This is a genomic window from Pseudomonas zanjanensis (genome assembly GCF_014268745.2).
In the GTDB taxonomy this organism is placed as follows: Bacteria; Pseudomonadota; Gammaproteobacteria; order Pseudomonadales; family Pseudomonadaceae; genus Aquipseudomonas; species Aquipseudomonas zanjanensis.
The window spans coordinates 2,003,074-2,023,426 of record NZ_JABWRB020000001.1 but is presented as its reverse complement, the minus strand read 5'-3'; the positions used below and the strand labels follow the sequence as shown (position 1 = coordinate 2,023,426).

General features: G+C 64.4%; 8 protein-coding genes. 3 read left to right on the top strand and 5 right to left on the bottom strand.

Features of this window, described 5'->3' with window-relative positions:
* Nucleotide 1: 1 nt before the first annotated feature.
* A complete protein-coding gene (locus tag HU715_RS08420) occupies nucleotides 2-1,327 on the bottom strand; it encodes an NAD(P)/FAD-dependent oxidoreductase (RefSeq protein ID WP_186705642.1) in 1,326 nt (441 codons plus the stop codon).
* A 1,374-nt stretch (nucleotides 1,328-2,701) separates the two neighbouring features.
* On the opposite strand from HU715_RS08420, the gene HU715_RS08415 reads away from it, so the two are divergent.
* Nucleotides 2,702-4,180 carry an aldehyde dehydrogenase family protein gene (locus HU715_RS08415; RefSeq protein ID WP_186705643.1) on the top strand — a complete coding sequence of 493 codons (1,479 nt, stop codon included), beginning with the start codon at nucleotides 2,702-2,704 and terminating at the stop codon, nucleotides 4,178-4,180.
* Here HU715_RS08415 and HU715_RS08410 read toward each other — a convergent pair.
* A complete protein-coding gene (locus tag HU715_RS08410) occupies nucleotides 4,169-5,038 on the bottom strand; it encodes a helix-turn-helix transcriptional regulator (RefSeq protein WP_225917573.1) in 870 nt (289 codons plus the stop codon). The genes HU715_RS08415 and HU715_RS08410 overlap by 12 nt on opposite strands.
* Nucleotides 5,039-5,458: 420 nt before the next feature.
* On the opposite strand from HU715_RS08410, the gene HU715_RS08405 reads away from it, so the two are divergent.
* Complete coding sequence (locus HU715_RS08405) at nucleotides 5,459-7,429, top strand: TonB-dependent receptor (protein WP_225917572.1); 1,971 nt, start codon at nucleotides 5,459-5,461, stop codon at nucleotides 7,427-7,429.
* A gap of 24 nt (nucleotides 7,430-7,453) precedes the next feature.
* Here HU715_RS08405 and HU715_RS08400 read toward each other — a convergent pair whose 3' ends face one another.
* The 3 genes from HU715_RS08400 to HU715_RS08390 are packed head-to-tail and all read right to left on the bottom strand — an operon-like array spanning nucleotide 7,454 to nucleotide 13,611.
* Complete coding sequence (locus HU715_RS08400) at nucleotides 7,454-9,601, bottom strand: TonB-dependent receptor (protein WP_186705645.1); 2,148 nt, start codon at nucleotides 9,599-9,601, stop codon at nucleotides 7,454-7,456.
* Nucleotides 9,602-9,634: 33 nt separating this feature from the next.
* Nucleotides 9,635-12,730 (bottom strand): hypothetical protein, encoded by a 3,096-nt coding sequence (locus HU715_RS08395; protein ID WP_186705646.1) that lies wholly within the window; start codon nucleotides 12,728-12,730, stop codon nucleotides 9,635-9,637.
* On the bottom strand, nucleotides 12,727-13,611 hold the full coding sequence (locus HU715_RS08390; protein WP_186705647.1) for an ABC transporter ATP-binding protein: 885 nt from the start codon (nucleotides 13,609-13,611) through the stop codon (nucleotides 12,727-12,729). Before HU715_RS08390 ends, HU715_RS08395 begins: the two co-directional genes overlap by 4 nt.
* A 301-nt stretch (nucleotides 13,612-13,912) precedes the next feature.
* Here HU715_RS08390 and HU715_RS08385 point away from each other — a divergent pair, with 301 nt between their 5' ends.
* Nucleotides 13,913-20,350: a non-ribosomal peptide synthetase gene (locus HU715_RS08385; protein ID WP_186705648.1), complete on the top strand. Its 6,438-nt coding sequence runs from the start codon at nucleotides 13,913-13,915 to the stop codon at nucleotides 20,348-20,350.
* Nucleotides 20,351-20,353 lie beyond the last annotated feature (3 nt).

Genomic DNA, 20,353 nt, shown 5'->3' with positions numbered 1-20,353 from the left:
CTCAGAACTCCGCGACCTTGCCCCAGGCTGAAGATTGGAAACGGTCCGGGTGATAAGGCCGCGGGTCGACCAGTGGGGTCATGTCACAGATAATGTCGGCGATCAAGTGGCCCGCCCCCGGGCCGATACCGAAGCCATGACCACTGAACCCCGCCGCCAGCACCAGGCCAGGGAGGCTGGCCATCTCGCCGATGCCGGGGACGCCATCCGGCGTGCTGTCCACATAGCCTGCCCAGGCTGCGGTGACCGACGACGCCTTCAGCGCCGGGATCAGGTCTACCGCGCGCTTGTAAGTCAACTCAACCGTCGAGGCGTCTGCTTTCGGATCCAGGATTCGCATGCGCTCCATCGGCGTTGGCTGGTCCAACCGCCAGCGACCCAAGCCTTCGTGTCCCGACTGGAAACCCTCCAGGCCACCGGGAGCCAGCTTGCGCCACCTGCGCTGGAACATCGGCAGGAACTGCGGGGCGAAACGCAGCAGTTGCAAAGTCGGATCCACGCGCCCTCTGCCACTGATGGCCAACGTCATCCCGCCATCGGCGCGACGGGTCATGGAGATTTCATCCGTATGGAGCGCATCCGGAATTTCTTTGGCGCCCTTGGACACCGACAGGATCGTTTGACGAATGGACGCCTGGGGAAAGCGAATGCCATATTGACGGCAGAAAGAGGATGCCCAGGCACCACCGGCGAGCACTGCGAGTTGGGTGCGAATGGTGCCCTTCTCGGTGACGACTGCGGATAACCGCCCGCCTTCGGTCTCGAGGCCACGGGCGGCGCAGCCCTGGTGCACGGTGCTGCCCAGCTTGATGATGGCCCGTGCCACCGCCGGCGCGGCACGGGATGGGTCTGCTGTACCGTCGGTTGGTGAAAAGACCCCGCCTTTCCATGGCTTGCCCGTCACCCGACCCTGTTCGGCGGCCTGCTCCGCCGTCAGCATGTGGGTTTGCACATTGACGGTACGGGCGAACTCACCCCATTTTGCCCAACCGGCCAGCTCTTTCTCGTTGTTGCTCAGATAGAGCAGGCCACATCTTCTGAAGCCGGTGTCTTCCCCGGTCTCTGCCGCGAATTGCTCCCACAGATCCAGGCTTTTGGTCGACAGCGGCAGCTCGCGAGCGTCTCGATTCTGCTGGCGGCACCAGCCCCAGTTTCGACTCGATTGCTCTGCCCCTACGCGGCCTTTTTCTACCAGCGCGACCTTCATGCCGCGCCTGGCCAGGTAATAGGCCGTGAAGGTCCCGATAATGCCGCCGCCGATCACGACAACGTCAGCGTGTGTCGGAAGTTCAGAATGCGTCTCTACGGAGATTAACGGTGCTGGCATTTTCAGGATGTCCATTGAGGGCCGGGGGCGTTTAAAAAAGCATCTTCTTCAGCCGGTCGGGTGCATCGGGCTTGCACTGAGGATGTATGACCAGGGCACGCCGCTACTCCGTTCTGGAAGCATCAGTGCCATGCTGAATCTGGTGTTTATTACAACACCAAGAAACCGTGCATAAACGGTTAAAACTATAGGTCGGCTGGTACAAAGCACCGTTTTGCGGGATGTGTTCAGCAGACTTTGCGGGGGCTTTGGTATTTGCTCCTGGGACGGGGAGTTGTGTGTATATCCGTTTCTTCCCCCCACGATGGGCCCAGCTGTGAACACAAGACCCATGAACACCCAAGCTTCCCTGTGGGAGCGGGCTTGCTCGCGAAGAGGCCGGCACACCCAACATCTCCGCAAATTGACACACCGCTATCGCGGGCAAGCCCGCTCCCACAATGGACCGGCTGTGAATACAAGACTCATGAACACCCAGGACTCCCTGTGGGAGCGGGCTTGCTCGCGAAGAGGCCGGCACACCCAACATCTCCGCAAACTGACACACCGCCTTCGCGAGCAGGCTCGCTCCCACAATGGACCGGCTGTGAATACAAGACTCATGAACGCCCAGGATTTCCTGTGGGAGCGAGCCTGCTCGCGAAGAGGCCGGCACATCCAACATCACCGCAAACTGACACACCGCCTTCGCGAGCAGGCTCGCTCCCACAATGGACTTGCTGTGAATACAAGACTCATGAACGCCCAGGATTCCCTGTGGGAGCGGGCTTGCTCGCGAAGAGGCCGGCACCTCCAACATCACTGCAAATTGACACACCGCCTTCGCGAGCAAGCCCGCTCCCACAATGGGACTTGCTGTGAATACAAGACTCATGAACACCCAGGATTCCCTGTGGGAGCGAGCCTGCTCGCGAAGAGGCCGGCACCTCCAACATCACTGCAAATTGACACACCGCCTTCGCGAGCAGGCTCGCTCCCACAATGGACCGGCTGTGAATACAACACTCAAACACCCAAGATTCCCTGTGGGAGCGAGCCTGCTCGCGAAGAGGCCGGCACACCCAACATCTCCGCAAATTGACACACCGCCTTCGCGAGCAAGCCCGCTCCCACAGGAGGAACGCGGTCCCACCAAGGATCAGGTCGGCTATCAGCCCGCCTCGCATGGCTGGCGTTCCAGTGCGAAGCGCTCACACAGAAGGGGCTGCTGCGCAGCCCAGCGGGAGCAAGCTCCCTCGCCACACGGTAATGACCAGTTAAACAGGCAGATACGGCAGATTCTCCTTTGCGCCCTTGAACAACGGCATATTTTCCCTGGGCTGCTTTGTTAGCGTATTGAGCAGACTCGCATACGGCTCGAAAGGAACGCCCTGGATGACTACCCAATCTTCAAATCGCTACAGCGTTGATCCGCAAACCGCCCATCTGTTCTACATCAATGGCGGTTGGTCGGCGCCGGTCAGTCCGGCCAGTTTGCCGGTGGTCAATCCGGCAACCGAGGAAATCGTTGCACAGGTCGCCAGCGGGTCTGCCGAGGATGTCGATCGGGCGGTCGCGGCGGCGCGTGCCGCGTTTGCCGATTGGTCTGTGACTTCCACAGCGGCTCGCGCACGGGTGCTGGACAAGCTCCATGAGCTTATCCTCGAGCGCAAAGAGGCGTTTGCCCAGGCGATCTCCCTGGAAATGGGCGCCGCCATCGGTTCTGCACGGGCGATGCAAGTGCCCCTGGCGGCTGAGCACGTTCGGGTCGCCCGCGACTTGCTGGCCACGTATCGTTTCCAGGCCGTCGAGAACGGCACTGCGATCCAACGGGAACCTATCGGCGTCTGCGGCCTCATCACGCCGTGGAACTGGCCGCTTTATCAGATCACCGCAAAAGTCGCCGCGGCGCTGGCGGCCGGTTGTACGGTGGTGCTCAAGCCCAGTGAACTGTCACCTCTGAGCGCCCTTCTGTTTGCCCAAGTGGTGCATGACGCAGGCCTTCCACCGGGCGTCTTCAACCTGGTGAACGGCAGCGGCCATGTGGTGGGCGCGGCGATGGCCGCACACCCGAGTGTCGACATGATTTCCATTACCGGCTCGAACCGCGCGGGTGCGCTGGTGGCCCAGGCGGCCGCGCCGACGGCGAAGCGGGTCGGGCAGGAATTAGGCGGCAAATCCCCGAATATCCTGCTGCCCGATGCCGACTTTGCCAAAGCCGTCCCACTGGGCGTCATGGCGGCGTTTCGCAACGTCGGGCAATCGTGCAGCGCCCCCACCCGGATGATCGTACCCAAGGCCCGGCTGGCGGAGGTCGAAGCGCTGGCGGCCGCCACCGCCAATGCGATCATCGTCGGCGATCCGCAATCACCGGAAACGGTACTGGGCCCCATCGCCAATGAAGCCCAGTTCAATCGCGTGCAAGCCATGATCGAGGCCGGCCTGCATGAGGGCGCCAAACTGCTGTGCGGCGGACTGGGCCGCGTGCCGGGTTTTGAAAAGGGTTTCTACACCCGCCCGACGGTTTTCTCCGAGGTGGATAACGCCATGCGGATCGCCCAGGAAGAAATCTTCGGGCCGGTGCTGTGCATCATTGCCTACGAAACCATCGATGAGGCAGTCGCTATCGCCAACGATACGATCTATGGCCTCGGCGCCCATGTTCAGTCAGAGGACCTTGATCTGGCGCGCGCGGTGGCTTCTCGTATCCGCGCGGGGCAAGTGCTCCTGAACTACCCGGCCTGGGATCCCATGGCGCCATTCGGTGGTTACAAGCGTTCGGGCAATGGTCGTGAGTACGGCGTCTTCGGCCTTGAGGAATATCTGGAAACCAAGGCGATCATCGGCTTTGGTGGCCCTGACCTAGATCGATAGCTTGTTTCTTCCGCCATGCTTGAGGAGCGAAGGGTTGATCCCGAACTGCTTGCGAAAGGCTGTGGCGAAATGGCTGGCATTGGCATAGCCGAGGTCCGACGCTATTCGCATCACCGACTCATCGCCGTTCAACAAGCGGCTACGGGCCTGGATCATCCGCGCTTGCTGGAAGACGCCGTAGACACTGTTGAAGAACAGCTGGCGGAACCCGCGGGTGAGCTTGGGCTGGCTCATGCCCGACTCGCGCGCCAGTTCCGATAAACTGGGTGCCTTGCCCAGGTCGGCTAGCAGGCGTTCGCGCGCGCGCAACAGGCGTTGGCGGTCGATGTGGCTGACACGGCAGGTGCATTCCACGTTACGGCGTGCTTCCAGGAACAGGCTGACCAGGGTCACGCTCTGGCCATACAGCCAGAGGCCGCTTCGGGGCTGGCCCATTGGCAAGTCGGGGCTCGGGTCCATGGCCTTGCACAACAAATGCGCGGTCGCGCTCATTTCGCCACTGCGGTGGCCGTCCAGGAAACAATGATCGCAGGCCAGTGCCTTGTTCAGCAGCGGGTCGAGTTTCAACTCCCACTGTGACAGCACCTCGGGACGGATCATGACCGTGATGTTGTCGATCTCGCCATGCTGATGGTAGAGGCCATCGCGACGACGGCCATAGCTGATGCAACCCGCGCCTTCGTCAATCACATAGCGGCGCTGCCGACGACCGTCACGGAAACTGCAGGCGGCCTTGCCCTTGAGCAAGTTGGTGAAGCTGAAATGAATGCAGTCGCTGTCATCCTGCAGGGGCAATTCGATTGGCTGCTCGAACTTGCTTTGCCAGCGCACGATGTCGAGTCCGTCCTGCAGGGCCATGCGCGTCACCCGACAATGCGCCCCGGGTCCGAGGTCGCTTCCATATTCTCCCGTAATGATTCGCGAGACCGGCATCGGCTCTCCTGCGCCTCCTTGAACGACTGACATCGTGAATCTCCTGGTTGACCGGATACGGCTCGAATCAGATCACATCGGGGTAGAGCTGTGCAATTGATAATTATTAGCATCTGGCGCGTCGCACACGCTGCGCTTATTCGTGTCTGCCGACGCTAACGCGCACCGCTCAAAACCCTCAGTCAAGGCCCCATTATGTCTGCACGACGCAACACGACGACGCCCCCTCGATCTTGCTATAAGTGTAATACTATAACAATAGTTTTAACTTGCACACTGGCCAGTCCAGTCCTTGCCGCCACCGGCGAAATCTTTGAATTGCCCGTCTCGACCGTGACTGCGCGCATGGAGCAGGAAGATCCCAAGAGCCTGCCCATCAGCCTTAGCGTGATCAGTGGCGATCAACTGCGTACCCAGCGCCTCGACACGCTGGAAAGTGCCCTGCGCAATACCGCCGGGGTCAATGTCAATTCATCCGGCGGCCCCAATGATTTCAACGTACTGGTCCGTGGTGTTGGCTCGCTGTACCAGATGTCGATGGATGACAGCTCAGTGGCCTTCAACATCGACGGTGTGCCAGTCGCCTCCCGCAGCCTCGGCTTCGGCACCCTGGATATCGACCGCATCGAAGTGCTCAAGGGGCCCCAGGGCACGATGTCCGGTGCGATTGGCCAGGCGGGCGCGGTGAACATCACCACCCGCCAGCCAACCCGGGAACTGGAAGGTTATGTGCGCGGCGAAGTCGGCCAGGAGGGCCAGTTCCTCAGCGAAGGGGCCATCGGCGGGCCGATCAGCGACAACCTCAGCGGTCGCCTGGCGGTGCGCCGTGCCGGCTATGACAGCTGGATCGACAATGACCGGAACAACGATCCCATCACCCAGCCGCGCAACGAGGCTTATCGCGCCAGCCTGCTCTGGGACCTCAACGATGAGACCCAGGTGCTGTTCAGTGCCGAACGCCAGAAAACCGAGCGGGCCACCAACTCGCTGGTGCTGCGCCCCTACGGCAGCGACCCCAGCCTGGACCTGACGCCCGGCCTGTTCGACGACAATTACAAAACCACCGAACGCTATACGGTGAAGGTCGATCATGACTTCGCCAACAGTCGCCTGACCTCTACGACCGCCACCTCCACCGCCGACTTCGAGGGTTTGATCGCCTATGACAGCAAACTGATGGGCGCCCTGTACGGCACGCCCAGCGAGTACTGGGTGGTGGACACATCCTTCGAGCGCAGTTGGAGCCAAGACCTGCACTTGAGCTCACTGCCCGATTCCGAGACATTCTGGATCGCCGGCCTTGCCGCCAGCCGCAACGAGCGCAGCTACGACACCCCGCGCAACACCTATGGCACTGACAGTGCCAGGTTCCGCGATTTCACCACCACCACCTATGCCGGCTACGGCGAAGTCACCTTCCCGCTCAGCGAGCGCCTGAAACTCACCACGGGCTATCGCCATTCCTGGGATCGCAAGACCTACGATGGCCAATACATCAATGGTGCCAGCGCCGTGGATGATTCACGCCAGCTGACCGACCATTACGGCACCGGCCGCGTGGCCCTGAGCTACGCGCTCACCCCGCAAACCAACGTCTACGTGCAACTGGCGCGAGGTTACAAATCCGGGGGATTCAATGACTATGCGTCGCAGGTCAGCGACAGCGAGCCCTACAAGGCCGCCGTCAGCAGAGCCGCTGAACTGGGCTTCAAAAGTGAAACAGAAGACCGCCGCGGCAGCTTGAACGGTGCGCTGTTCTACACCCGCGTACACGACGACCACCTGCTGGGCTACAACGCGGCCACCTTCGCGACCAATGCGTTCAATGCCGATACTCGCACCCGCGGCGCCGAACTGGAAGGCACCTGGCATTTCGACCACGGCCTGACCCTGGCCGCCAGCGCCACTTACCTCGACGCCAAGATCACCAGCGCCGTCCACGGCATCCAGGCCGGCGATATCGCCGCCGGCAACCGTACCCCGGATGTGCCGCGCTGGAGCGGCAACTTCAACATCAATTGGCAGCACCCGTTGGGCACCTTCTCCAGCCTGGGCGAAACCACCCTGAACACCAGCCTCAATTACCGCCTGGTGGGCGAACGCGCCGCCGATCCGCAGAACCATTTCAACCTGGACAACTACGAGAAACTCGACCTGCGCGCAGGCCTGGAAAGCCGCTTCGGCGAAGTATATGCCTTCGCCGACAACCTGCTGAACCAAACCTACGACACCTATGGTTTCTACAGCGAACCGGTGGCCTACGGTGCGCCGGCACGGCGGCGCACCTTGGGGGTCGGCTACACCTATCAGTTCTAACCTGCCCTTTGACTCAAGGGGCACTCAGAACGAATAGCTGTACCCCACGCCGGCCGAGCGTCCTCGGCCCGGCATGCCGGTCAGCACCTGGTCGGTGGAATACGAACCATACAAGTCATAGCGCGCATCGAGCAGGTTATCGCCCCACAGGTAGACTTCCGAACTGCCACTTTCCAGGCCCAGGTGCAGGTCCAGCTTGGCGTAGCCCTTGAGGTCGTAGTGATTCTGCGGGTCGGCCGGGCGATTTTTCTGCACGCGATAGTTGAGCAACGTATTGAGGCGCGGCGCCGGCAAGCCCAGGAACGCGCCCAGCTCTTTCTGCCAGGCGACGCTGAAGTTGCCGCTCCACAGCGGCACATCCGGCACGCGACTTCCCGCCGCGACATCACCGCCAGAAACCCCCGGTGCATCGGAGGTCACCACCGCGTTGGTGTAGCTGATGGCGCTGCCCACTGTCAGCTCATCCGTGACATGCCAGGTGCTCGACAGCTCGGCGCCCTTGCTGCGGGTGTCGGCATTCACGGCGCTGACCGCCAGGGTGTTGAAGTCATACCCCAACAGGTGATCGTCCTGCACCCGGGTCAGGAACAACGCCCCCTCGAGACTCAAGGCCCCCTCGGCGCTTTCGTGCTTGAAGCCGACTTCGACAGCGTTCACCTTGGCGGCCTTGTAGGGTTCGCTGTCCTTGACCGAGGTGGCGTAATCGTTGAAACCGGCGGATTTATAGCCTCGCGACAGTACCGCGTACAGGTTCGTCTGCGGCGTCAGTGTGTAGCTCAGCGCCACGCGCCCGGTGCTGTAGTTGTCCTGCAACCGACGGTTGTCGCCAACGGTATTGCCGCCGCTGGAATAGTCGGCCCCATAGGTCTTGCGGTCCCAGGTGTGGCGCAGGCCGGTGGTGAGTTTCCAGTCTTCGGCAATCGGGTACGTCACCTCGCCGTAGGCGGCATAGCTGTTGGTGCTGAAATCGCGCCTCTGTTGTGCGCCGTTGGTGAAGTTGTCGGAATCGAAACTGCGCTCGGAGCGTGACAGGTTCACCCCGGTCACCCAGAACACATCGGCATCGGCCAGCGACCCCAAGCGCAGGTCCTGGCTCCACACACGCTCTTTGGCAGAATCCTCGATCAGGTATTCGAACGGCGAACCGTACAGCGCCTCGGTGATGTTGCGGTCGTAACCTTTGACCGCATTGAGGTCGGTGCTGGTGTAGGCGCTGATCGAGGTAATCCGCGACTGCGCCAGGTCATGGTTGAGTTCGAAGGAATAACGCTCGTTGGTCTTCTGGTTGCCATCGAACGTGCCGGGCGTGTAGTCCAGGCTGGGGCGGTTGCCAAAGGGGCGCAGCATCTCCAGGCCGGCATAATGCTCGGCGCGCTGGCGCTCGGCGGTCAGCAGGCCGGTCGTGCCTTGGTCGTTGTCCCACAGCAGGCTGCCGCGCAGGGCCAGGTCCCGTGGCTGGGTCAACGGGTCGCCATCCTGCTGGTCGTCGACCCAGTTATCGAAGCCACTGCGGCGCACGGCAATGCGCCCCGCCAGGGATTCGGTCAATGGCCCGCCCACAGCTCCTTCGGTCATGAACTGGCCTTGGCTACCGACTTCGCCGCGCACATAACCTTCCCGTTCGCGGGTCGGCTTGCGCGTGGTGACGTTGATCGCGCCCGCCTCGCTGTTACGTCCCAACAACGTGCCCTGAGGGCCCTTGAGCACCTCGACCTGCTCCACGTCGAGGGTGGCCATCGCCGCGTTGCGCACCGACATCGGCACCCCGTCCACATTCAGCACCACCGAGCCGTCGTCCATGCTCATCTGGTTCAGCGAACCGACACCGCGGATGCGCACATTGGCGTCGTTGGCGCCGCCCCAGGAATTCACATCCACCCCCGGTGTGGTGCGCAACGCGTCTTCCAGGGTGCGCAAGCGCCGGGTTTCGAGGGTTTGCCCGTCGATCACGGTAAGCCCGAAGGGAATGTCCTTGGCGCTTTCTTCGTTCAACCGAGCGCTGACCATCAACGGGGCCAGCTCGATCACCTCCGTGCTGGCGACAGGTTGATAATCAGCGGCATAGGCCGCGCACATCTGGCTGGACAAGGCCAGTGCAAGGGTTTGGGTCAAGACATTCTCCCGCCAGCCGAGGGGACGGCGCAGCGGTTTGATCGACAGCGGTGCTGACATGGAACAACTCCAGGCAAAAGGGATGGTTCAAATTCATTGCGCAGGCCCCCAGCGCTTGAGCGCTGGGGTGATCGCCTGGTCAGAGGGCGCGCCCAACAGGTGCTGGATCGCGGCGGGCCATCCCTGGCCATTTCGGATGCTTGCGGTCATTGCCGCCAGTTGTTCGGCGCTTTGTCCGGCCACCCAGTCCAGGCTGGCCAGCGGTGCATACGTCGCGACCCAGCCCTGTTCCCGGGCAGTGGCCAAGGTGCCGACGGGCTCGCCGTCATTGCTCAAGGCGCGGGTCAAATCATCGGCCATCAACTTCACCAAGGCCGAGCGGGCCTCAACGCCGTCGACGTCACCGACACACAGCAAGCCGATCGCGCCCGCCACACCCTGGCTCAGCCAGAGGTAACCCGGGGCCTGGCGCAGGTCGCTGGCATCGCTCAGCATTCGCCGTGCGAGCAGTTCGGCGATATGGGCACGGCGCGTCCAGCGCCCGACGCCTGCCTGCGCCACATCCCAATCCGGCGTCTGGCTGAGCACCAGATGGGCCTGGCTCAGATGACTGGCTCCCATGCCGGTCGGCCACTGGCTCAGGGCCTCGACGTTTGGGCGACTGCCCAGGCGCCGAGCCACACAGGCGGACATGACCTCCAAGTCTTCGCGCACCTCACGGGCGGTTTGTTGGCGACCGGCATCGGCGAGCACTTGCACGCCGTCGAGGTCTTGCGTAGCACCCATGTGATAGGCGAAATCCAGCGGTGCTGCGCTGTGACCATTGAACGCCTGGCCATCGACCTCGACCCGCCATTGCCACGCCCCCGCCGGTGCCACTGCGTCTACCGCGACTGCGGACCCTGCCGGCAAACTCGGCACATCAGGCGGCAAACCGGCTTCGGCTCGTTGGACCGGCGCGCGCAGCAAGCGCTCGCTGTCCAGGCCCAGGCGCGGCATCACGCGGCGCGCTTGCAGCCACACCCCTCGCGGCCCCAGCCAGAATGCGTCACCTTCGGACGGCCAGCCGGCGGCCTCCAGCGTCCAGTTCAGTTGCACGCTGCAGCCACTCGCCGCGCACTCCGCCAAAGGCACACGCAAATGCCCCGCCGCCTGTTCATAAACGACTGGCCTCCCCATGACGCTCACCGCCGTGACGTGCAACCCCGGCGGCAATTCTGCGTCCAGGTGCTCCTTGGCGGCGATCACGGTTCCCAACGTCCACTCGCCGTCAACACGTCGGGCAACGCTGTCGATGCGCAAGTGCAAGCGTCCGTCCGCCACCTGCCAGGCGCCCGCCCCGGCCAGCCATCGCTGTTCCCATTCGGCGTGCTCGGCCCGTTCCTCGGCCACCGACCGGTAGTCGCCCTGCTCCACCAGATGCCGATGCAACAGCGCGCCGCTGCCCAGCAAACCCACGGCCCCCAACACCAGCAATACACCGGGCAAGCCCAGCAAGCTGCGGCGCACATCCCTCAGACGGCGCCGCTCCGGCCCACGGGGCAAGGCCAACGCCGCCACCGCAACCATCACCAGGCAGCCGGCCAGTTTCCAGCTGGTCAAAGTGGCAAGATAAGGCAGCCAGGGCGCCCAGCCCGTGAGTTGCGACAAGGCCACGTGGGCCGGTATCGCCATGGCATAGGCGGGATAGCTGACCAGCCCCAATTCATGGTTGAGCACCAGGAAAAACGTCAACAGCATGGACGTCGCATACGCCAGGCCGGATCGACGGATCAAGGCATGCACCAGCACCGTGAGCATCGCCAGTTCCAGCAACGGCGGCGCGAACACCAGTGTTTGATAGATCAGCACAAAGCCCGGTGCCCAGTTGTCGGGGGCGACCAGCGCGCTGATCACCAGGCTGGCAACCCCCGGCACCAGCGCCAAGGCCAGCGTCGCCACCAGCACGCAGGCCACTCGTCCCAACAAACGCAGCCACGCCGGCGCCGGGGTGGCCTGTAACATTGCGCCCAGGCCTTCCACGTCATCGCGCCGGCAAACCAGCCCCACCAGCGCCGCGACAATGAAGGCGATCACCAGGAACGACGCGCTCGATAACAACGGCAAGATCAGGTCCGGTCGCGGCACCATCGGCCCGCGCGCATGCCACACGATATGAACAAACCCGCTGAGTATGCCCATGGCCAGCAACAAGCCGAGGGCAACCCAGCCGATGCGCCGGGCAAACAACTGCCGCACCTGCCAGCGAACCTCGCACCACAACGCCCGCGGCCAGCGGCTGGCGGGTAACGGGCCAGGCAAGCGCACGTGGCTCGCCAACAGCATTGGCGGCTCGGCCAACACGGCGCCACTGCGGCGGCCCATCAAGCCCTGGCGGCTGGTGCGGGCCAGGACGACGGCCAGCAGCAGCAACGGCAACCCACACCACAGCGCGCGGTTAAGCCAGAACCCCGGGGTCAACGCCAACAGCGATTGGGATTTCTGCGCGGCGTTCCAGGTCTCCACCTGGGCCTGGGCAAAGGTGAACAGTGACGGATCGAGGCTGGCCGCCAACAGCGGGTTGATATGCCCGCCCTTGAGCACCACCACGGCGAACATCCACAACAGCATCAGCACCGTCGCCAAGGCAAACGGTGCGGCCAGGCCTCGGCTGCGCAAGGCCAGCAAGTAATACAACGCACCAATCCCGGTACTCACTGGCAACAGCAAGGCGACCCAGGCAAACCCCAGCGCCGACCACATGGGTGCGCCGATGCTCGCCGCCGGCACCCAGCCGAGCCAGCCCAGCACCGGGCTGACGAGAAAGCCGACGATCAATGAACTGGCGAGCAAGCCACCCACCAACGCCGCGCCGATAAAGCGTCCCCACAGCAGCGCCGGCAGGGACAACGGCAAGGCCAGCAGCACTTCTTCCAATTGCGCCTTGCGGTCCCTCAGGGCCGGCTGGGCAAACACCCAGGCCCAGGCAAAAAACAGGAAGAACATACAGCCGCACGACATCAGGTAAATCAGGCTCGGCGCATTGCGGGCGATATCGCTGGCGCCCATCTTCTGCACATAGTCGGCATTGGTCAGGGCCATCAGCAGGTAGCCGGTCAGGCCAAGGAACACCAGCAACGGAATGCCGCTGCGCAACCCGGCGCGCACTTCCACCCAGGCTTCGCGCATCAGCAGAGCAAAGGTATTCATGCGTCGAGCGCCTCACCTGCCTGAGCCAATGCCAGGTAATAGATGTCTTCCAGGCGCGGCGCATGGGGCACGAAACGTGGATCGGCAGGACGCTCGCCATGGACGATGACGCGGCTGCCCTGCGGGCTGGCGGCCACATGCAAGGCAGCGGGCAGCGACTCGCCACGGTCGAAGGACGCTTCCCACAATCGGCCCTGCTCGGCACCCAGCAACTGCGCCGGGCTACCTTCGACAAGGATCTGCCCAGCGGCCAGCACGGCCAGCCGACTGCAGAGGTTTTCGACGTCTTCGACGATGTGGGTCGAAAGCAACACGATGGACTCGGCGGCGACATCGGCCAACACCCGATGGAAACGGTTGCGCTCCGCCGGGTCGAGGCCAGCCGTGGGCTCATCGACGATCAACAAGCGTGGCGAGCCCACCAACGCCATGGCGATGCCGAACCGGCGCAGCATGCCGCCCGAATAGGTGGCGAGCGCTCGATGGGCGGCCTGCTGGAGGTTGACCTTGTCCAGCAGGCCCTCGATTTCCTCGCGGCGCTGGCGGCTGTCGCTGCGCCCCTTGAGCCAGGCAAAACGGTCGAGCAAGTCCCGTGCGCTCACGCCCGGATACGCACCCAATTGCTGCGGCAGATAGCCCAGGCGGCGTCGCAAATGATCGGAATCGGCCAACACATCCGTCCCGTCCAGGTGAATGCTGCCGGCGTCGGGTTGCTGCAGGGTCGCCAGGGTCCGCATCAAGCTGCTTTTGCCCGCGCCATTGGGCCCCAGCAAGCCATACATCCCGGGGCCGACACTCAGGTCCACGCCGCGCAGCGCCTCGACGCCGTTGGGGTAGCGCTTGCGCAGGCCGCGCACTTGTAAACCCGAATCGACAGACATCCGTAACTCCAATCAGAGGGACACAGGCCCGGCAAGGGGCGGCGAGCGACGGTAGTCAAGGCCATGGGGCGGGCTCTACCCGATTCAAGTCATTTTCCAACCGCATCCTGCGGGCGATTGGCGTTGTGCGTAGCCACCACGGCACTGCAACGGGTGAACGAGACGCGGATGTGGGGCAAAAACGATTCGATCCGGGTAGTTGGCAAAATGAGAATGACTAGCATCTCCCCCAAGCAACTGCCTGCCCCCAGCGCCTGGGCCAACCCCGGTCCGGGCCCTAGCAATGAGAAGACGTTGAGCCATGGCCACTCCCAGCACCTCAACCGCAACACTGCTGCGCCAATCCCTGTCCCAGGCCCTCGACCTGCCCGCCGACCAGATTCCCCTGGAGGCGAACCTGATCGAATGGGGGCTGGATTCCGTCACCCTGATTCGCCTCGCCGGCCAGTGGCGCCGCCATGGCCTGGCCGCGCGTTTTGCCGACCTGATCGCCGACCCGCGCCTGTCAGCCTGGCTGGCCATGCTTGAGGTGGCTCCCCAAGTGCCGGCGGCGGTCACCGCGCCTGCGGACGACGGCCAGCCTTTCGAACTGGCGCCGATGCAACACGCCTATTGGATCGGACGCGCCCCCGGCCAGCAGCTGGGCGGTGTCGCCGCGCACTTCTATAACGAATTCGATGGCCGCGACGTCGACCCGATCCGCTTGGAAGCCGCCGTACGGGCGTTGCTGGCGCGCCATCCGATGTTGCGCGCGCAGTTTCTCGACGACGGTCGCCAGCGGATCCTCGCCCGCAGCCCCTGGCCGGGATTGAAGGTGCATGACCTGCGCCAGGCCAGCGCCGAGCAACAGCAACAACGGCTGTCGGCGTTGCGCACTGAGTTATCCCACCGCCAATTGGCCGTTGAACAAGGCCAGGTGCTGGACATCCAGTTGTCGTTGCTACCCGACGGGACGCGCCTGCACTTGAACCTCGACATGCTCGCCGCCGATGCCCTGAGCCTGCGCACCCTGCTCGGCGACCTGGTGCAGCTGTATCGCCAGCAGCCCTTGGCCGCGCTGGACTACAGCTTTGCCCGTTACCTGGCCGACCTGCGCCGTGAACACGCCAGTCCCGAGCAACGTGCGTTTCATCAACAGGCCCGTGACTATTGGTTGCAGCGCCTGGACCGGTTGCCCGGCGCCCCGCGCTTGCCCATCAAGCCCCAGGGCGACGATCGCCAAGTGCGACGCCGTCATCACTGGCTACCGCCGTCCCAGCGCCAGGCCTTCGAGCGCCACGCCCGGGAGCACGGCCTGACGCCGGCGATGGCCTTGGCGGCGGTGTTCTGCGAAGCCCTTGGCGCCTGGTGCGAGACGCCCGAGCTGCTGCTCAATTTGCCGCTGTTCAACCGCACGCCACTGCATGCCGATGTCGAGCGCCTGGTTGGCGACTTCACCTCATCGATCCTACTGGCGTGGGACGGTCACGTCAGCGGCACGTTCGCCGCTCGTGCCACGGCCTTGCAACGGCGCTTCCACAGCGATGCGGCACACAGCGCGTTTTCCGGCCTGGAGGTGTTGCGCGAACTGTCCCGCCAACGCGGTGAGCAAGTGTTGGCACCGGTGGTGTACACCAGCGCCCTGGGGTTGGGGGAATTGTTCGCCGAGGGCGTGCAAGGGTGTTTCGGCCAACCGGCCTGGATCATTTCCCAAGGCCCGCAAGTGTGGCTCGACGCCCAGGTCACCGAGCTGGACGGCGGTGTCCTGGTCAATCTCGACGCCCGTGAAGGGTTGTTCGCCGACGGTGTACTGGATGGGTTGTTCGAGGCGTATACCGGGCTGTTGCAGCGCCTGTGCTTTGAAGCTTCGGCCTGGGACCTGTCGCCTCCGGCGCTGATCCCTGCCAGCCAACTGGACCTCCGCAATGGCGTCCAGGGCCAGGCCGCGCCGCTGCCGGTACAACGCTTGCACGAAGCCTTTTTTGCCCAGGCGCGCCTGACACCCACCCTGCCCGCGTTGCTGCACGGCGATCATCCCGTCATCACCTACGGCGAACTCGCCGAACGTGCTTTACACGTGGCGGCCTACCTGGAAGGCCAAGGCGTGCGGCGCGGTGACGTGGTGGCGTTGCAACTGCCCAAGGGGCCCGAGCAGGTGATCGCGGTGCTGGGCATCCTGGCGTGCAGCGCCACATACCTACCCATCAGCGTCGATCAACCGGCGGCGCGGTGCCGGAAAATCTGTAATTCGTCGGGCGCGCACTTATTGCTCACGCAACTGCCCGCCGCCAGCACGGTGCTGGACGCCCCCCGGCCCGGAGCGATCAGCGACCTGGCCTACATCCTCTATACCTCCGGTTCCACAGGTGAACCCAAGGGCGTGGAAATCAGCCATCAGGCCGCCGCCAACACGCTGGAAGACCTGCAACGGCGCTTGCAACTGAACAGCGACGATCGAATCCTCGCGCTCTCGGCCCTGGAGTTCGACTTGTCGGTATTCGACCTGTTTGCCGCGCTGTCGACTGGGGCGGCGGTGATCGGTATCGAGCCCGGGGCCCAGCGTGATGCCGGACGCTGGCGTGAGCTGGCCCTGCGGCATCGCGCCAGCGTGCTCAATTGCGTGCCAGCGTTGCTCGACATGCTGCTCGGTTGCGCCCCCGCCGGTGCCAGCCTGCCCCTGCGCGCGGTATTGCTTGGCGGCGACAAAGTCGCTCCGGACCTGGCGCCACGGTTGTGGACCCAAGCCCCCGGCTGCCGTTTCATGGCCTTGGGCGGCGCCACCGAAACCGCCATTCACTCGACCCTGTTCGAAGTGCTGCCCGGCCAACCCTTGTCCTGGCACTGCCTGCCCTATGGCACGCCGCTGGACAATGTCCGCTTGCGCATCGTCGACCCACACGGCCATGACTGCCCCGACTGGGTGGCCGGCGAACTGTGGATCGGCGGCGCCGGTGTTGCCGAGGGTTATCGCGGCGACCGGGTGCGCACAGCTGAACGTTTCGTCGACTATCAAGGCTTGCGTTGGTACCGCACCGGCGACAGTGCGCGCTATCACCCCGATGGTAACGTCGAATTCCTCGGGCGCACCGATTTCCAACTCAAACTGCACGGCTACCGCATCGAAGCCGGGGAAGTCGAAACCGCCTTGCTGGCCTGGCCCGGCGTCGAGCAGGCGGTGGCGCTGCTGGCCGGCCAGCAGTTGGCTGCAGTGGTGCGCCTGACAGACGGCCCCGTGATGCCCAAACGCCTGGACCCACAGGGGTTGGCCGAACATCTGGCCGAGCACCTGCCGGGCTACATGATCCCCAGCACTGTCCTGGGCTGCGCGCAGTTGCCCTTGACCGGCAATGGCAAGGTGGATCGCAAGGTACTGAACGACTGGCTGGCGGCCAACAGCGCCCCGGTGCAGGCCAACCTGTCCGCTCCCTGTGGCGACATCGAAACCCTGGTGGCCCATGCCTGGCAGCAGTTACTAGGCTGCGCTGAGGTCTGCCGAGAACACAACTTCTTCGCCCTGGGCGGCGACTCCCTGAGCGCCACCCGCCTGGTGCGTTTGCTTGTAGAGCAAGGGCTGGGAGGCGCGCGGATCGCCCAGGTATTCGCCAAACCGGTGCTGGCGCATTTTTGTGCCGATTTGCATCGGCAGGCCCAGGCCGAACCGCGGCACACGATTGTGCCGGACCTGCCGCAACGCCATGCGCCCTTCCCCATGACCGAGGTGCAACAGGCCTATTGGCTGGGCCGCGACCCGAGCCTGGTGCTGGGCGGCGTCAGCTGCCACTTCTATCGCGAGTACGACGTCGAGGACCTCGACCTGCCGCGCCTGCAGGCCGCGCTGGATCGCTTGATCGAGCGCCACGAAATGCTCCGCGCCGTGTTCGATCAATGCGGCCAGGCGCGCATCCTGCCCCTGCAACAGCTGCCGTCCTTCGAAATCGGCCAGGGCTACGCCCACCTCGACGACTTGCGCGAACACTGTGCCCATCGCGTGTTCGATCCGGGCCAGTGGCCGCTGTTCGATGTGCAGGCCGTGACTCATGGCCGCTACACGCGGCTGGCCATCAGCCTGGACAACCTGATCCTCGATGCCCTGAGCATCCTGCGCTTCTACGCAGAACTCGATGCCATTTACCGTGACCCTGGGTTGACGCTGGCGCCGCTGGAACTGTCGTTCCGCGACTATCAACTGCAATCCGCCGTGGACGCGGGCGAGCTGCAAGCCGCGCAACAGTTCTGGCAAGAACGCCTGCCCGAGTTGCCGCCGCACCCGCAACTGCCGCTGGCGGCGGACCCCGCCAGCCTGGGTCAACCGCGCTTCGAACGCCTGCAAGGACAAATCGACGCCCAAGCCTGGCGGGCGATCCTGGCCAAGGCCCAACAACAGGGGCTCACCGCCTCGGCCGTGCTGCTCTGCGCGTTTGCCGAAACCCTCGGCCGCTGGAGTGCACGTCCCGACCTCAGCCTCAACCTCACGCTGTTCGATCGTCGGGCGCTGCATCCCCAGATCGATCAGGTCATGGGCGATTTCACCTCCCTCACGCTGCTCGGTTATGTTCCGCTGCCCGGCGAACGCTGGGGCGACCGCGCCCGGCGTACCCAGCGCACCCTGGGCGAGGCACTGGAGCACCGTTGCCTCGGCTCGGTCAGCCTGTTGCGGCAGCTGGCCCGGGGCAATGGCGAGCAACAGGTGAGCATGCCCGTGGTATTCACCAGTGCGCTTGGGGTCCCGGATGGCACGGCCGCGCCGGTGGACGGGCCGTTTGCCCGGCAAGTCTTTGGCCTGACCCAAACCCCGCAGGTCTGGCTCGACCATCAGGTGGTGGAAGCCAACGGCGGCATCGCCCTGAATTGGGACTACGTGGTCGGCCTGTTTCCCGAAGGCCTGGTGGAAGGGATGTTCGATGCCTACTTGTACAGCTTGAACTGGCTGGCCGAGCACACCTGGGACAACCCACCGCCCGACCTGCTGCCCCAAGCCCAGGCGCAGTTGCGTGCCCAGCTCAATGCCCCGGGCCCGAGCGTGCCGGGTGACCCGACCTTGCACCAGGGCTTCTTCGAACAGGCACGCCAAGCGCCCCAACGCCCGGCGTTGTTGTGGGGTGAGCATGGCATGCTCAGCTATGGCGAACTGGCCGAGCAGGCGCTGCGCATTGCCCGCAGCCTGATGGACGCCGGCGTGGTGCCGGGCGACCTGGTGGCGGTGTCCCTGGCGAAGGGGCCACGACAGATCGCCAGCGTGCTGGGCATCCTGGCCGCGGGCGCCGCGTACCTGCCGGTCGGGGTCGACCAACCGCTGCAACGTTGCCAGCGCATCCTGCAGCAGGCCGGCGTCACCCTGATCCTGGCCGGGCATGACCCGCAATTGCCCAGCGTCAAACACCTCGACCCGCTCCACGCGCTGGACGCCGAACCGCTCTCGGCGCCGCTCGCCGTCTCGGCCGCGGAGCTGGCCTACGTGATCTACACCTCCGGCTCCACGGGCCAGCCCAAGGGCGTGGAAATCACCCACCGCGCCGCGATGAACACCGTGGCCGAGATCAATCGCTGCTATGGCATCGACGCCAGCGACCGCACGCTGGCCCTGTCCGCGCTGGATTTCGACCTGTCGGTGTACGACCTGTTCGGCCTGCTGTCGGTGGGCGGTGCGCTGGTCTTGATCGAGGAGGACCAGCGCCGCGATGCCCGGGCCTGGCTCAAAGCGTTGCAACACCATCGCGTGACCCTGTGGAACAGCGTGCCGGCCTTGCTGGATATGCTGCTGGAAGCCAATGCCCACGACCGCCAGCCACTGGGCCTGAACGTGGCGTTGCTGTCGGGCGACTGGATTGGCCTCGACCTGCCCCAACGCCTGCGGCAACAGGCGCCAGACTGTCGTTTTATCGCCCTGGGCGGCGCCACCGAAGCGGCGATCTGGTCGAACCATTATCCGGTGGAGCAAGCGCTGCCGGGTTGGCGCTCGATCCCCTACGGCGTGCCACTGGCCAGCCAGGCCTATCGGGTGGTCGATGCCCTGGGCCGCGACTGTCCGGATTGGGTCACCGGTGAGCTGTGGATTGGTGGCGCCGGCGTCGCCCGCGGCTATCGCCACGCGCCGCAGTTGAATGCCGAGCGCTTTGTCGACGGCTGGTACCGCACCGGCGACCTGGGTCGCTACCACCCCGATGGCCTGCTGGAGTTTCTCGGGCGCGCCGACAGCCAGGTGAAGATTGGCGGCCATCGCATCGAACTGGGCGAAATCGAGGCAGCCCTCGCCCGCCATCCCTGCGTCACCAGGGCCGTGGCGCTGGTCACCGACAACCGGCTGATGGCCGCCGTGACGGCCAGCACCGACGCACAGGTCTTGGCACGACACCTGGAGCAGTGCTTGCCGGGGTACATGCGCCCGGAACACGTCCTGGTGCTGGAACACTTGCCCCTGAGCAGCAACGGCAAGATCGATCGCCGGGCACTGCAGGCGCGATTGGCCGACGCCGCCCAGTCGCGACCGGTGGCGGACGAGCAACCGCTGCGCCCGGAAGAACAACTGATCGCCGAGCTCTGGCAGCAATTGCTCAACGTGCCGAGCGTGTCGCGCCACGACAACTTTTTCCGCCTCGGTGGCGACAGCCTCCTGGCCACGCGTTTTCTCGAAATGCTGCGTACCCGCCTGGGCCTTGAACTGCCCATGGGCCAGTTGTTCGGCGCCGCCACCTTGACGGAGGTGGCGCAGATCCTTGAGCGCCAACCTGCCTCGGACACCGTTGAAGAGGGCGTCATCTGATGC